This window comes from Cellulophaga sp. BC115SP, from assembly GCF_009905545.1.
Taxonomy (GTDB): domain Bacteria; phylum Bacteroidota; class Bacteroidia; order Cytophagales; family Spirosomataceae; genus Flectobacillus; species Flectobacillus rivi.
Window position 1 is genome coordinate 250,473 of record NZ_JAAALB010000003.1, and the last position, 15,155, is coordinate 265,627.

Genomic DNA, 15,155 nt, shown 5'->3' on the forward strand with positions numbered 1-15,155 from the left:
TATCACTCTTCATTTTGTACGCTAGCTTAGATGATTTATGTCCCAATAATGAAAATCTTGAAGAAATATGAAAGCTGACAAAACCGTAGATTATCACATTAAGGCAGGATGGCATGCAATCAGTAGAATGTATAATTCTTATGCAGCACAATTTGATATGACCATGGCTATAGGATATGTTTTGTTGAATATCGACAAAAACGGAACCCCTGCCACCAAAATAGCTCCCGCACTAGGGCTTGAGCCTCGTAGCTTGACGCGTATGCTCAAATCGCTTGAAGATAAAAAGTGGATTCGTCGTGAAACTGACGAAGATGACCGCCGTGTCGTAAAAGTTTATTTGACCGAGGAAGGTAAACGTAAACGTGACAAAGCTCGTAATGGTGTAATTATGTTTAATAACCTAATTTATGAAAAAATTGGAGAGGAAAAACTACAGACATTTTTTGAGGTGATGGAGCAAATCAGTGAGGTTGTCGACTCTGAAGCTGCCAATTATAAGGCGGAGAATATTGAAGAGTTTTTGTAATAAATAAGCACTCTATATAGATACCAACAAAAGAGTGGTTGATGCGTCTTTACTATTTTTGCTTCTAGAAATAATACTATTTTTACTTTTTTAGAAAATATTTTAAATGTTATGCTTGCATAACATTTTTTTTATTTATTATATTTACAGAAAATTAGTATGCTTGCATACGATAGTCTAGCTTTTAGAAAATTTTCGAATCGTAAAATATTCAAAATATGGTACTTACAGATAGCAAATCATCCATTAAAGGAGGAGAGTTCTTGATAAAAGACATTGATGCTTCTCAAATTTTCATTCCTGAAGAATTCAATGAAGAGCAACAAATGATTGCTCAGACCTGTTTAGATTTTTTGCGTACAGAAGTACATCCGAAACTCGATGCTATTGATTATGCAAAAGATACCAACCTAATGGTCGAGCTATTGGATAAGGCTGGAGAATTGGGATTATTAGGAACTGCTATTCCTGAGGAGTTTGGTGGTTTTGGCATGAACTTCAATACTTCAATGCTTGTAACAGAAGCTTGTGGTGGTGGACATTCGTTTTCGGTAGCGCTTTCGGCACATACAGGTATTGGAACCTTGCCTATTTTGTACTATGGAACAGAAGAACAAAAAGCCAAATATTTACCCAAATTAGCAACAGGCGAATGGAAAGCGGCGTACTGTTTGACAGAGCCAGATTCTGGATCGGATGCTAATTCAGGAAAAACAAAAGCAGTATTGTCTGAAGATGGCAAACACTATATCATCAACGGGCAAAAGATGTGGATCACCAATGGTGGTTTTGCTGACTTGTTCATTGTTTTTGCCAAAATTGATAATGATAAGTCATTAACAGCATTTATCGTGGAAAAGTCGTTTGGTGGTATTACCATGAACGAAGAAGAGCGTAAAATGGGTATCAAAGGTTCTTCAACACGTCAGGTATTCTTTAATGATTGTAAAGTGCCAGTCGAAAACCAATTGTACACACGTGAGGGAGGTTTTAAGATTGCTGTAAATATTTTGAATATTGGTCGTATCAAATTAGCTGCTGCCGTAGTAGGTGCAAGCAAAGGAGTTATTTCGACTGCTGTAAACTATGCCTACGAACGTAAACAGTTTGGTACTAGTATCTCTAGCTTTGGTGCAATCAAGCACAAAATTGGCGATATGATTGCTAAAGTTTTTGCTTCTGAGTCGGCTTGTTATCGTGCAGGACAAAATATCGACGATGCTATTGATACTCTGCTAGCATCGGGTATGGAGAGTGGACAGGCAAAGCTCAAAGGCGTAGAGCAATTTGCGATTGAATGTGCTATGTTAAAAGTTCATGGCTCGGAGGTATTGGATTATGTTGTAGACGAAGGGGTGCAGATTTACGGAGGTATGGGCTTTTCGGCTGAAGCACCAATGGATCGCGCTTATCGTGACTCAAGAATCAACAGAATCTTTGAAGGTACCAACGAAATCAACCGTTTGTTGTCTGTAGGTACCATCGTAAAACGTGCTATGAAAGGTGAGTTGAATTTGATGCCTGCGGCTATGGCAGTTGGGAAAGAAATTTTATCAATTCCTGATTTTGGTGCAGAAGAGGAAGATGGCTTATTTATTCCTGAGAAAAAAGCACTCAAAAACATGAAAAAAGCCATTTTGATGATTGCTGGTGCATCGCTTCAGAAGTTTATGATGAAGTTTGAGGAGGAACAAGAAATCATCATGAATCTTGCCGATATGTTGATTGAAACTTATGTGGCTGAATCGGTGCTGTTGCGTGTTGAAAAATTAATTACACTTCGTGGCGAAGAGGCTTGTGCTTTGGAAAAAGATGCTGCTTTGGTGTATTTACACTCTGCTATTGACAAATTGAATTCTGCAGGAAAAGTAGCAATTACTTCATTTGCTGAGGGCGACGAATTACGAGTAATGTTGATGGGTTTGAAACGTTTTACGAAAATCGAGCCAATTAATTTGAAGGATGCAAGAAGAAGATTGGCTGATGCTGCGATCCAAAAGAACGGATATATTTTTATATAAAGATTTAAAGTATTTAGCAGGTAAAAATTGTATTCGTAATATTATTAGAAACACTTTTAAACTTTAGGCTTGCAGCATAAAGCCTAGAGCTTAAAGCGGGTAAAATGCCCACTAACTTAATTCGCTTACAGTTATTAGATTAAAATTTATGAAGGGGATTTTTAGGTAAATAGAAAGGAGGTGATGTTTTTCACCTCTTTTTTTGTGCTATAACTTAGCTATTGGGCATAAAAAAAGTCACTCCGTAAAGAGTGACTTTTTTGTATATTGCTTTTGTCAAGAGACTATTTCTTTTTAGCTTCTTTAACTTTTGCAGCTCTACCGTGTTTGCCACGAAGATAGAACAATCTTGCACGACGTACTCTACCTTTACGCAATACTTCGATTTTGTCGATGTTTGGTGACAACAAAGGGAAAATTCTTTCAACACCTACACCGTTAGAAATTTTACGAACTGTGAAAGTCTCACCAGCACCGCTGTTACGACGTTGGATCACAGTACCTTGGAATACCTGAATACGCTCTTTGTTACCTTCACGGATTTTAACGTGTACGTTCAAAGTATCACCTGCTGAGAACTCGGGCAATTCTGCACGGCGTGCAGCGTTTTCAGCTTCTACCAATTTGATTAAATCGTTCATCTTGAATGATTTTTATTGTTTAAGTCCTAAATTTTTTGACTTGATTAATAACTAGCGGTGATATTAAAGGTCTGAAAAACAATACATTATTGTAGTTTGACTGCCCAATCACATAATTACTAAATCTTTGGGGGTGCAAAGTTCCGAAAAAAAATATGTAAAACCAATAAATTGCTTAAGGATTTTAGAAAAAACTTGGAGGCTTTATGATGCATTTGGCTGTAAACTCTAAGCATTAGATACAAAAGCTTCAATTTTTCATCAGAAATACTATTTAACTTTTAGCCTACAGCATAAAGCCTAGAGCTAAAAGCGAATAAAACTATTTTACTTTTGCCACTAACTTACTTTTGCACACATCTTTAGCTTTTATACAATGAAAAAAATATTTGATGCCCAGCAGATTCGTAATTGGGATGCTTATACTATTGCACAGGAACCTATTACTTCCATTGATTTGATGGAGCGAGCCTCTGAAGCATTTACGGATAGGTTATTGTCACTTTTTTCAGACAACGACTTTACGATTTTTTGTGGAAAAGGTAATAATGGAGGAGATGGATTGGCTATTGCTAGGATACTTGCCTCAATGAATAAAAAGGTTGAGGTTTATGTCATAGAATATAGTGCTCAAGCTAGTGCTGACTTTTTGATTAATTACGACCGACTAGCTAAAATAACCACTGTGCATGCCATTAGTAGCTTGAAGGATTTTCCCGTTATTGGGCAAAATTCTGTTGTGGTAGACGCGATTCTTGGGTCTGGTGTGAATAGACCAGTAGAAGGTATTTTGAAAGATGTTATTCAGAAAATAAATCAAAGCAAGCTTCCTATTATTTCAGTAGATATTGCCTCGGGACTATATGTTTCTCAGCCAATTGCTGGTGACAATACCATTATTTGCCCTGATTACACCCTGACTTTTGAAGCACCAAAACTAGCTTTTTTGATGCCTCAAAATCTACAATATGTGGGTGAATGGGAATGTTTGCCTATTGGACTTTCAAAAGAATATGTCCAAAATACCTCAACATCCTTCTTTTGGACGGATAGTGTATCACTTAAAAAAAGGGCAAAATTTTCACATAAAGGTACATTTGGGCACGCTTTACTGGCTGTCGGAAGTTATGGCTCGATAGGAGCGGCTGTACTTTCAGCAAAAGCTTGCTTACGTTCGGGAGTAGGTTTACTAACCACCTATATACCCTCTTGTGGATACCAAATTATGCAGGTGTCTGTTCCAGAAGCCATGTGCCAAACTGACCCAGCAGAAAAAGAATTAAGTATTTGCCCCAACCTTGAAAAATACACTGTCATTGGTGTAGGATGCGGAATTGGGAAAAGTCATAAGACTCAGGTTTTTCTAAGAGAAATATTATTAAGAGCTGAATGTCCTGTGGTATTGGATGCTGATGCGCTAAATATTGTGGCTGAGAATCCAGATATACTTGCTACTATCCCTCCAAAATCGATTTTGACACCACATCCCAAAGAATTACAACGTTTGATAGGAGCTTGGGAAAATGATTTTGACAAACTAGAAAAAGTAAAAGTGTTCTCTCAAAAATATGATTGTATTGTGTTGATAAAAGGTATGTACACCGCTATAGTTTTACCCAACCAAGAAGTTTATTTTAACTCGACAGGTAATGCAGGAATGGCAACAGGAGGTAGTGGCGATGTCCTAACAGGGATGATTACAGCACTAATAGCTCAAGGGTATTCGTCGGAAGAAGCTGCGATTATTGGTGTATTTAAACATGGTGAAGCAGGTGATATGGCAGCACAGGAAAGAGGACAAATGGCAATGTTACCAAGCGATATTATTGAAAAATTGAGATGGTAAACACGTAAGTCATTTCAAATTTAGTGATTTAAGAAATTGTGAATGAGTGATTTTTTAATAGGAATTTTACTAGTAGAGACGCAATGATTGCGTCTAAAGCCGAGTCATGTCTAGCATGGTAGTATCGTAATATCAAAAAAGCGGTCGGAAAATATTTTCCGACCGCTTTTTTGATGAAAACCAGGAGAATAATCTCAATCCTAAAATTCAAGATGACTCATGTTTTTATTTAGCTCAAAAGAATGAATTTCTTATTTCAACAATTGATACACAATAAATGCCGATAAGTATGCTAGCGTGGTCATATAAACCAACTGAATAGCAGGATAGCGCCATGATTTTGTTTCACGATATGTTGTAGCCAAGGTACTCATACATTGCATAGCAAAGGCATAAAATATCATAAGTGAAAAGCCTAATGCCGCGTCGTACATCGGTTTGCCAGTTTCAGGGTTTATTTCGGCACGCATACGATTCATGACGGTGGTGTTTTCGTCGTCTACTTCGCCTCCTAAACTATAAATTGTTGACATAGTTCCTACAAATACCTCACGCGCTGCAAAAGAAGTTAGCAAGGCAATGCCGATTTTCCAGTCATATCCTAAAGGCTTAATAGCTGGTTCGAGAACCTTACCAAAATGACCCGCATACGATGATTCCAGTTTTTGAGCCGCAATTTTATTTTCTAAATCCGCTCCTGTTAAAGTTGGATTTTCAGTTTTCACTTTTTGTTCTGCTTCTTGCATTGCATTGCCTGGACCATAGCTAGCCATTACCCAAAGCACAATCGAAATAGCAACGATAATTTTACCAGCTTCAAATACGAAAGCTTTGGTAGAATTAAGCAAAGAAATCATAATGTGCTTGAAACGAGGACCTTTGTAAGAAGGGAGCTCCATGATGAAATAACTTCTTTCTTTGGCTTTTAATACTACTTTTAGTATCCATGCCGACAGAATCGCCATTCCAAAACCTAGTAAATACAAACCAAATAAGGCAACTCCTTGCAAACTGAAAATGCCAAAAAGGGTGCTCTTTTCTGGAACTACTAGGGCAATAAGCACCGTATAAATTGGCAAACGTGCCGAACACGACATCAATGGGGTTACCATAATAGTAATCAAGCGGTCTTTCCATGAGCCAATGCTGCGAGTACTCATAATGGCAGGTACAGCACATGCTACCCCTGAAATAAGTGGCACAACGGATTTACCATTCAACCCAAATCGACGCATCAATTTGTCCATGATAAACATCACTCTGGACATATAACCTGTTTCTTCCAACAATGAAATAAACAAGAAGAGGAATACGATTTGAGGTACAAATACGACCACACCTCCAATACCAGCAATCAATCCGTCTGTCAATAAATTAACCAATTGGCTTTCTGGAAGGGTGTCTTTGAGGTATTGATTGAGCCACGCTACACCATTATCAATCAAATCTTGTGGATAAGCAGCCCAAGTAAATACTGCTTGGAACATAACAAACAAAATACCCAAGAAAACAAAATAGCCCCAAAACTGATGAAGAAAGACTTTATCCAAACGATCAGTCCAAGTTTTTACAGGCTCGTCTTCTACAGGAATTTGATGCAAACAACCATCTACGATTTCGTTGAGTACCGCATAACGAGAAACAGTTTCTTGCGCTTGGAATTTTTTGGAATTCCAGCCATATTTTTCTTGAAGTTTATCGAAACCTACTCTTTGCTCGGTATTGAATTGTTTCAAATTATCGTGTTCCGAAAGCCATAACAAGGCGTGGTAATCGTCGGTATCACCATATTTCTCTTTGATTTCATCAATCAATTCGGGCGAATATTCTACAGGTAACGAGTCGTTAGAATTGAATCGTTGCTCAAGCGTCTTGTTTACTGCAAGGCGTAAGCCATTGAGTCCGATACCTTTTTTGGCATTGACTTCTGCAACTTCTACGTTGAGCTCTTTGGCGAGCTTAAAAGAATTGATTACGATACCTGAGTTTTCAGCAACGTCAATCATGTTGAGTGCCAAAACGGTAGGAATACCAAGGTCACGAACTTGGCTAAATAGTAATAGATTGCGTTTAAGGTTAGACGCATCGGCTACCACTATGGCCATATCTGGATAGTCAGGATGTTGTGGGTTGGCAAGGATGTTGATAACAACTTGCTCATCGACTGATTTTGGATATATACTATAAATCCCCGGTAAATCTAGAATTTCGGCTTCAGTGCCTGTCTCCAAATTCCATTTCCCAATCAACTTGTCCATAGTTACGCCAGGAAAGTTTCCTGTCTTTTGGCGTAGCCCCGTAAGGCTATTGAACAAAGATGATTTTCCAGCGTTGGGATTACCGATTAATGCTATTTTGGGTGATTTCTTCAAGGCTATTAGCAATTTTTGGCTTCAAACTAATAACGTAAAAACGCATAGTTTGTTCCTATCTATTCACTTTGTTATTGATTAGTCTTTTATGAAAATAGAATAAATCCAAGACCAACCAAAGTGGTATTATTTAAGCAACAACAATAGTTGAGGCTTCATCTTTTCGCATTGACAAAACATAGCCAGAAACCTTTACGGCGATTGGGTCACCAAAGGGGGCAATATGTGTCATTGTTACTTGAGTACCGGGCAAGCAGCCCATTTCTAACAATTTGAGTGATAGAAGTTCGTCGCTAAAGCTCACAATCACGCCCTTTTCCCCGATTTTCAAATCCGCAACTGTTCTCATGATTACGCTTTCGATTAATAGTAGTTGTAATATAAAGTACAAATTTCTAAAGACTTAACAAATTACGAATTTGCACTTTATTTAGACTTATTCAAAACAAGTGCAAATAAACAAAGAGTTCCTTGTTTAAAGAAATATTTGCGAACTAAACCTCAAATTTTCTTTTTGATTATGATTTTAATCATTTTGAAACATTAGTTTTTGCATTCTATTTGTCCTCTAAAAATCTCCCTACAAAGTTGTTGGGCGAATGTCTCAAAATATTACTTCCTTTTTGAGTTTGCAGTTTGTTTGTGTCGTAACTTTGCGGAAAATTTTGAAAAAGGGCTATCCAAATTTGACTCATCAACATTATGCCAAATATAGCCTCAGAGAGTTATTCGACATGGTAAACGAAATAAAAGCATTAATTGACAAAGAGATACGATTGGAGTTGAGGCAAAAATATGCTATCAATGGGATGCTTTTATATATTGTGAGTACGGTATATGTGTGTTATTTGTCGTTTCGATTGAAGACAAACCATATCGATAAAATTACTTGGAACACGCTTTTTTGGATTATCATTCTTTTCACAGCAGTTAATGCTATTGCCAAAAGCTTCACGCAGGAGCGTTACGGGCGTCTTCTCTATTATTATACCTTAGCTAATCCAGTTGGAATTATTGTTTCGAAAATTATCTACAACTCTATCCTGATGTTGGTATTGTCATTGGTAGGATTTGGGGTGTATGGTTTGGTGATGGGTAATCCAGTAGGTGATGTAGGGTTGTATTTGGTGGCGCTTATACTTGGGGCAATTGGTTTTGCAAGCACACTCACGATGATTGCTGGTATTGCATCAAAAGCCGAAAACAGTGCAACATTGATGGCAGTATTGAGTTTCCCAGTGATTATTCCGATGTTACTGATGTTAATAAAAATATCAAAAAATGCACTCGATGGACTAGATAGAGGTGAAAGCCTAGACGAAGTAATGATTCTTTTGGCAATTGATGCTATCGTATTGGTATTGTCGGTGATACTTTTCCCTTTTTTGTGGAGAAGTTAGAGAATTGAGTGGTTTATAGTTATTACTAGACATTTGTAAAAATTTAGAAAAAACTCAATGATTCAACATAGAGTTAATAAATGATAAAATGAAACAGAATTGGTATAAGTATTTGGCAGTATTGATGCTGTCGTATGTAATGGTTTGGGGCTTTTTGGGACATATTCCTCGTCAGCCTGTATTGCACGAAACGGCTCGTAACCTGTATTTCCACGTGCCGATGTGGTTTTCGATGTTTGTGATGTTGACAATTTCGGTTATCAATTCGATTAAGTATTTGAGAAATCCACTTACTGCTATCGACGACAAAGCGGAGTCTTATGCCTATACTGGGATTTTGTTTGGTGTTGTAGGTTGTGCAACAGGAAGTATCTGGGCACGTTATACATGGGGTACTTGGTGGACCAACGATGTAAAACTCAATGGCGCAGCTATCGGATTATTAATCTACTTTGCTTATGCTATTTTAAGAGGCTCGTTTGAAGACGAACAACAAAAAGCACGTATTTCGGCGATTTATAACATTTTTGCTATAGCATTATTGATTCCTTTACTAATCATTTTGCCACGTATGACCGATTCGTTGCACCCAGGTAATGGTGGTAACCCAGGTTTTAAACCAATGGATACACAAGGTGCTATGCGCATTGTCTTTTATCCTGCTGTAATTGGATGGATTAGTTTGGGTTATTGGATTACCAATCTTCGTTTACGTATTCGTAAAATTGAACGACAAGCGAATGAAGCCTAGATAAGTTTTGGATGGAGAGTTGAGCATAAGGAGTTTTGCTGGATTCATCATTTGTTATTTACAATTCGGTACCAAACAAGAGTTTACTTATTTCTCATTAATAAAAGTCTTTTACTAAATAAAAAGCCCCAAGTTTATCACTAAAGGCTCGATAGATAAAATGAAAAAGTTATTATCATTTTTAACATTAATGCTAGTTTCGCTAGCTTCTTTTGCTCAAGACAATGCTGCTGGTGAGCCAGAAATGGCTGATAAATTATATGCAGATGGGCGTATTTACGCGGTAGTCGCTGTGGTGGTTACTATATTTTTGGGTGTTGTAATTTATCTGATAACATTGGATAAGAAAATTTCAAAAATCGAAAAAACTCTCAATTCGAAATAAGCGAAATCTCAAAAAGACGCATCAATAATCATGAAAAAAACACACATCTTCGGACTAATTATCATTGCCATTGCAGTGGTGATTTTGGTGTCAACGGGTACCGACGCTAGTACTTATGTTGACTTTGGCGTAGCCGAAAATATGGCTAAAGACGGTAGTGCAGAGAAAGTACACGTAGTGGGTAAACTTAAAAAAGATGCTGGTGGTAATGTTACAGGAATGAGTTATAATCCTGCACTTGATGCCAATCACTTCGAATTTACATTGGTTGATAACAAAGGACGTGAACAGAAAGTTGTATATGATGCTCCAAAACCTCAAGATATGGATCGTTCTGAGCAAGTCGTGATTATTGGTAATATGGAAGGTCAGGTTTTTAAATGTGAAAAAATCTTATTGAAATGCCCTTCTAAATACCAAGATGGAAATGTGGATTTCAAAGAAGTAGAAAAAACTGCTTCTAAATCATAATTCGGCAGTTGGCTGTTGCCATATAGTTGATTCAGACTTACTGCTTACTTCAACAGATACGACTTCCAAACTCTTTTATTGAGTGTAGGAGTCGTATTTGTCTTAAAAATGCCTCAATGGTATTCAAAAATTAGGGTCTATCTCCCCAAACCCATTTTATCAAGATGTTACATACAACTATCGGAAATGTGGGTCATTTGTGTATTATTATCTCGTTTGTGACGTCGGTAATATCTGCATTTGGCTATTTCAAATCACTTCAAATTAAAAACCTCGAAGAACAAGAGTCTTGGAAGAAATTTTCTCGCTATTCTTTTTACCTACATGGTCTTTCGATTGTAGGAGTAATTGTGGCGCTTTATTCCATTATTTATAACCACTATTTCGAGTATCAATATGCTTGGTCACACTCGTCGATTGCACTTCCTGTATATTATATTGTTTCATGTTTTTGGGAAGGTCAAGAGGGTAGTTTCTTATTGTGGATTTTCTGGCATGCACTTTTGGGCTTGATTCTTATCAAAACCAATCGCAAATGGGAAGCTCCTTTGATGGTAGTTTTTGCTACTGTTCAAGCTTTTCTTTGTTCGATGATTTTGGGGATAGTATTACCACTTATTGACTTCAAAATTGGTTCATCACCATTCTTGTTAATGCGTGAGGCTATGCCTGATTTACCTGTTTGGAAAATGAACCCCAACTTTGTTCCAGAAGATGGACGTGGTTTGAACCCATTGCTTCAAAACTATTGGATGGTAATTCACCCGCCAACCTTATTCTTAGGCTTTGCTACAACCTTGATTCCATTTGCTTATGCGATTGCTGGTTTGTGGCGTGGAGAGTACAAAGAATGGATTCGTCCTGCTTTGCCTTGGTCGTTATTTTCGGCGGCAGTACTTGGCATAGGCATTATCATGGGAGCTTATTGGGCTTATGAAACGCTCAACTTTGGTGGATATTGGAACTGGGACCCTGTTGAAAATGCTTCATTTGTTCCATGGTTAGTATTGGTTGCTGCAATTCACTGTATGATTATTTACAAAACCAATGAGTCGGCATTGCGCATCTCATTCATTTTGGTGATTACTTCCTTTATTTTGGTTTTATACTCTACTTTCTTGAACCGTAGTGGTGTGTTAGGCGAGGCATCTGTTCACTCATTTACAGATTTGGGTCTTTCAGGACAGTTATTGTTATATCTTTTATTCTTCTTAGTGGGTGCAGTAGGTTTGTTAATTTATCGTTGGAAAAACATCCCAACAGAAGAACAAGAGGCGTCTGTATATAGTCGTGAATTCTGGATATTTATTGGCGCTACAGCTTTGTGTTTGTCGTCTTTCCAAATTATTGCAGCAACGTCTTTGCCAGTATATAACAAAATAGTAGAAGCCTTGGGCTTTGTGTCTAAACTAGCACCACCTGCCGATGCGCCAACGTATTATTCAAAATTCCAGTTGTGGTTTGCCGCAGCAGTGGCTATTTTGACAGGTACTGGTCAATATTTTTGGTGGAAAAAAATCAAGAAAGAAAATATATCTCAGCATTTCTTAACACCCGCTTTGGTGTCTTTGATTTTGACTTCTTTGGGTATTTTAGCAACAACCAAATTAGAGTTGGGAGATTTTTTCAGTAATCCAACCTATATCGCTTTACTTTTTGCGTGTATCTATGCTTTTGTCACCAACGGAACAATTTTGTTTAATATCGCTCGTGGCAACTACAAGCTATCAGGTGGTGCTGTAACGCACATTGGTTTTGCGATGATGCTATTCGGTATTTTGTATTCGTCGGGTTATTCTAAAGTAGTTTCGATTAATACATCGGGTTTTGCTATTTCGAATAAAGACGAAGCTTTTACCAAAAATAACGATAAAGAAAATAAAGAAAACGTAGTATTGTGGTTGAATACACCTTTAGAAATGGGCAAGTACACGCTCACTTACAAAGGGGTTCGAGTAGAAGGTCGTGAGCTACCTGAGTATGTTCGTCCTGAGCTGGTAGAATTAATTGAGAACGATTTCCATGCTGTGGCTCTTCAAGATATTGAGCAACAAGGTAAAAAGTATTATGCCAAAGGCGATACTTTACCCGTTTTTCCTGAAAATAAGTATTACGAAATAGATTTCCGTGATAAAGATGGCAAAGTGACAACGTTATATCCTCGTGCTCAAATCAACAAGAAAATGGGGAATGCTTTCTCGCCAGACTTGAAGCACTCGGCATTGGGTGATTTGTATACTTATGTAGCTTTGGCACCGAATTTGGATGAGAAGGAGTGGAGCAAAACGGAGAAATTCACGGTTGCGGTAAAAGATACCTTTTTCTTGAATGATTATGTGGCTGTATTGGACGAAGTAAAACGTGTAACTGAGTTTGAAGGAAAACCTCTTGGTCCACAAGATGCAGCAGTTCAAGCACGTATTTTGATTTCAGGAAAAGAGGCTATTCCACATGAAATAAAACCAGTATTTGTCATTCGTGATGGTATGGTCGCTATGCCACCAGTGGAAAATGCAGAGGCTGGTGTACGAGCAAGATTTGTGAGTGTAGACCCTCAAACAGGTAAATTCACCTTTGATATTAATACAACCCAAAGAGATTTTATTATTTTGAAAGCCATCGAAAAGCCTTTGGTGAATATCTTGTGGATAGGTACAATTATCTTATCGATTGGTTTCGTGATGGCAACAATCCGCCGTTATCGTGAATTCAAACTGATGCGAGATAAAGGATTTTAATTAAGCACAAACTCATGAGCAGAAAAGAAATATTATTGCTGTCAGCAGCTTTAGGCTTTTTGATAATTTGGGTTCTTGACCTTCGTGCAGGAACACCGCCAGAGGTAAATACTTTTTGGACAAAGATTTTTTACCATTATAGCTGGCTTATGATGTGTGTGGGTTGTTTGTTTTACTTTCAGTATTCTAAACAAATTCGTTTGAAGAAAGAAGAACAATCGAACAAAAGTGATAAAAAAGAGCCTGTTGGAGACCTCAAAAAGTCGCAACGTCAGGCTTTGTTAAAAGGAAAGAAAAAGTAAAATCCAGCTGTTGGGCATAGTATTTTAATAGTAAGATTTTGTAAAAAAGCCCACAGATGTCAAATTTTTAGGGAGAGCGGTTTGATAAATCGCTCTTTCTTTTTGAAATTTGACCAAAAATATGCAATTTGATGTTTAGAGAATGTGAGTTTTTCTAAACCATACCTTCGTATTGTGTTGCTAATCAAATCACATACGGTTGTCTAACTCACAGATATAGATGTATTTAACCAATCAAGCATTCGACATCTATGTCTTCTAATTCAAAATTGAAACCAACCCCAGATGGACTCCCAACAAGCAATAGGTGTTATATTATCAATGGTTTTTTCAGCATTCTTTTCAGGTGTTGAAATGGCATTTGTTTCGGCTAACAAGTTATATTTTGAGCTACAAGCCAAACAAGGTGTAATCACTGGACAAATTATTTCAAGATTTATCAAAAACCCTTCTAAGTTTATCGGTACCCTACTTATTGGCAATACGTTGTCGTTGGTAGCTTATGGTATTTTTATGGAGGGCTATCTGCATCATCAGATTGAGCACTATTTCCCCGTTTTTGGTACAGGTCTAGTTCCTGGCCTAATTGCGTCAATCTTAGGGACTGTTATTATTTTGGGTACTTCAGAGTTTACCCCCAAAAGTGTGTTTCTACTCAATCCAGATGGCTTTTTGGAGGTTTTATCTATTCCAATCTGGATTATTTATACGCTCATGTATCCCTTGGTATGGGCAATTGTAGGACTTTCAAGCTGGTTTATCAAAAATGTACTTCGTCTAGAATATTCGGAGGAAAAACCTGCTTTTGGTTTGACAGATTTGAACCATTATATGCAAAATCTTAATCGTAAAATTTCGACAGAGGAGGAAGCTGAAGTAGATACCAAAATCTTTAACAATGCACTTGAGTTTAAGCAGGTAAAAGTGAGAGATTGTATGATTCCACGTACCGAAATTGTAGCTATAGACTTAGAGGACGGTATAGAAGAGCTAAAGAAAATTTTTGTTGAGAGTGGTCACTCAAAAGTACTGGTCTATAAAGATACCTTAGAAGATGTAATTGGGTATTGTCATTCGGTGGCTTTGTTTAAGAAACCTAAAGACATTCAGAGTATTTTGAAGCCTATTCTGATTGTCCCAGAAGCAATGCCTGCCAAAGATTTAATGCTTCGTTTTTCTAAAGAACACAAATCCTTGGCCTTGATTGTAGACGAATTTGGAAGTACTTCGGGTTTGGTAAGTATGGAAGATGTAATGGAGCAAATTTTTGGAGATATTGAGGACGAATATGACGATAACGAAGATTTGATAGAGAAGCGATTAGAAGATAAAGTATATCTACTGTCAGCTCGTTTGGAAATTGACTATCTCAACGAAAAATATGAGTGGAATCTCCCAGAAGGTGATTACGATACCTTAGGAGGTATGATTATCAGTATTAATGAAGATATTCCAGAAGTAAACGAAACGATTATTGCTCATCCGTTCAATTTCCAAATTATCTCCATGATGGATGCTCGTATTGATACAGTAAAGTTGACCATTATTGGAGAAATTGAGCGAAAAACAGAAAGCTTTTCGATGAAGCATTGAGGTTGAGTGGAGAGTTTTAAAAAATTACATATTGTAACTCGCAATTCTGCATTAATATTTAAAAGATAAAGGAAAAGGGATAGTAGCCAACGGTTACTATCCCTTT

The 15,155-nt window shown here is 37.4% G+C and carries 13 protein-coding genes; 10 read left to right on the forward strand and 3 right to left on the reverse strand.

The genetic code is table 11. The annotated features are described in order from the left end of the window. Positions 1-67 precede the first annotated feature (67 nt). Positions 68-529: a MarR family winged helix-turn-helix transcriptional regulator gene (locus GVN22_RS04000; protein ID WP_095160692.1), complete on the forward strand. Its 462-nt coding sequence runs from the start codon at positions 68-70 to the stop codon at positions 527-529. Between the two features lie 218 nt (positions 530-747). Then, positions 748-2,550: an acyl-CoA dehydrogenase family protein gene (locus GVN22_RS04005; protein ID WP_166549761.1), complete on the forward strand. Its 1,803-nt coding sequence runs from the start codon at positions 748-750 to the stop codon at positions 2,548-2,550. A 284-nt stretch (positions 2,551-2,834) separates the two neighbouring features. On the opposite strand, the gene rplS is transcribed toward GVN22_RS04005, so the two are convergent. Beyond that, positions 2,835-3,191, reverse strand: a complete 357-nt coding sequence (gene rplS, locus GVN22_RS04010) for a 50S ribosomal protein L19 (RefSeq protein ID WP_095160690.1) — start codon at positions 3,189-3,191, stop codon at positions 2,835-2,837. 376 nt (positions 3,192-3,567) lie between these two features. On the opposite strand from rplS, the gene GVN22_RS04015 reads away from it, so the two are divergent. Further along, complete coding sequence (locus GVN22_RS04015) at positions 3,568-5,037, forward strand: NAD(P)H-hydrate dehydratase (protein ID WP_166549762.1); 1,470 nt, start codon at positions 3,568-3,570, stop codon at positions 5,035-5,037. A 251-nt stretch (positions 5,038-5,288) separates the two neighbouring features. On the opposite strand, the gene feoB is transcribed toward GVN22_RS04015, so the two are convergent. After that, complete coding sequence (gene feoB / locus GVN22_RS04020; protein WP_166549763.1) at positions 5,289-7,409, reverse strand: ferrous iron transport protein B; 2,121 nt, start codon at positions 7,407-7,409, stop codon at positions 5,289-5,291. Between the two features lie 130 nt (positions 7,410-7,539). Beyond that, positions 7,540-7,758: a FeoA family protein gene (locus tag GVN22_RS04025; protein ID WP_095160687.1), complete on the reverse strand. Its 219-nt coding sequence runs from the start codon at positions 7,756-7,758 to the stop codon at positions 7,540-7,542. A 250-nt stretch (positions 7,759-8,008) separates the two neighbouring features. On the opposite strand from GVN22_RS04025, the gene GVN22_RS04030 reads away from it, so the two are divergent. From GVN22_RS04030 to GVN22_RS04060, 7 genes are all read left to right on the forward strand, one after another. Continuing rightward, complete coding sequence (locus GVN22_RS04030; RefSeq protein ID WP_166549764.1) at positions 8,009-8,809, forward strand: heme exporter protein CcmB; 801 nt, start codon at positions 8,009-8,011, stop codon at positions 8,807-8,809. Between the two features lie 88 nt (positions 8,810-8,897). Then, on the forward strand, positions 8,898-9,560 hold the full coding sequence (ccsA, locus tag GVN22_RS04035) for a cytochrome c biogenesis protein (protein ID WP_166549765.1): 663 nt from the start codon (positions 8,898-8,900) through the stop codon (positions 9,558-9,560). A 160-nt stretch (positions 9,561-9,720) separates the two neighbouring features. Further along, positions 9,721-9,945 (forward strand): CcmD family protein, encoded by a 225-nt coding sequence (locus tag GVN22_RS04040; RefSeq protein WP_166549766.1) that lies wholly within the window; start codon positions 9,721-9,723, stop codon positions 9,943-9,945. Between the two features lie 30 nt (positions 9,946-9,975). Further along, on the forward strand, positions 9,976-10,416 hold the full coding sequence (locus GVN22_RS04045; RefSeq protein ID WP_166549767.1) for a cytochrome c maturation protein CcmE: 441 nt from the start codon (positions 9,976-9,978) through the stop codon (positions 10,414-10,416). A 164-nt stretch (positions 10,417-10,580) separates the two neighbouring features. Next, on the forward strand, positions 10,581-13,154 hold the full coding sequence (ccsA, locus tag GVN22_RS04050) for a cytochrome c biogenesis protein CcsA (RefSeq protein WP_166549768.1): 2,574 nt from the start codon (positions 10,581-10,583) through the stop codon (positions 13,152-13,154). A 14-nt stretch (positions 13,155-13,168) separates the two neighbouring features. After that, a complete protein-coding gene (locus GVN22_RS04055; RefSeq protein WP_166549769.1) occupies positions 13,169-13,456 on the forward strand; it encodes a hypothetical protein in 288 nt (95 codons plus the stop codon). Between the two features lie 285 nt (positions 13,457-13,741). Then, on the forward strand, positions 13,742-15,049 hold the full coding sequence (locus GVN22_RS04060; protein WP_166549770.1) for a hemolysin family protein: 1,308 nt from the start codon (positions 13,742-13,744) through the stop codon (positions 15,047-15,049). The last annotated feature ends 106 nt before the right edge of the window (positions 15,050-15,155 follow it).

Bases quoted from the DNA above. Each gene is read 5' to 3' on its own strand.
- ccsA (WP_166549768.1), top strand. From the start codon at position 10,581: ATGTTACATACAACTATCGGAAATGTGGGTCATTTGTGTATTATTATC.
- GVN22_RS04000 (WP_095160692.1), top strand. From the start codon at position 68: ATGAAAGCTGACAAAACCGTAGATTATCACATTAAGGCAGGATGGCAT.
- GVN22_RS04060 (WP_166549770.1), top strand. From the start codon at position 13,742: ATGGACTCCCAACAAGCAATAGGTGTTATATTATCAATGGTTTTTTCA.
- GVN22_RS04005 (WP_166549761.1), top strand. From the start codon at position 748: ATGGTACTTACAGATAGCAAATCATCCATTAAAGGAGGAGAGTTCTTG.
- GVN22_RS04030 (WP_166549764.1), top strand. From the start codon at position 8,009: ATGTCTCAAAATATTACTTCCTTTTTGAGTTTGCAGTTTGTTTGTGTC.
- GVN22_RS04055 (WP_166549769.1), top strand. From the start codon at position 13,169: ATGAGCAGAAAAGAAATATTATTGCTGTCAGCAGCTTTAGGCTTTTTG.
- GVN22_RS04045 (WP_166549767.1), top strand. From the start codon at position 9,976: ATGAAAAAAACACACATCTTCGGACTAATTATCATTGCCATTGCAGTG.
- rplS (WP_095160690.1), bottom strand. From the start codon at position 3,191: ATGAACGATTTAATCAAATTGGTAGAAGCTGAAAACGCTGCACGCCGT.
- ccsA (WP_166549765.1), top strand. From the start codon at position 8,898: ATGAAACAGAATTGGTATAAGTATTTGGCAGTATTGATGCTGTCGTAT.
- GVN22_RS04025 (WP_095160687.1), bottom strand. From the start codon at position 7,758: ATGAGAACAGTTGCGGATTTGAAAATCGGGGAAAAGGGCGTGATTGTG.
- GVN22_RS04015 (WP_166549762.1), top strand. From the start codon at position 3,568: ATGAAAAAAATATTTGATGCCCAGCAGATTCGTAATTGGGATGCTTAT.
- GVN22_RS04040 (WP_166549766.1), top strand. From the start codon at position 9,721: ATGAAAAAGTTATTATCATTTTTAACATTAATGCTAGTTTCGCTAGCT.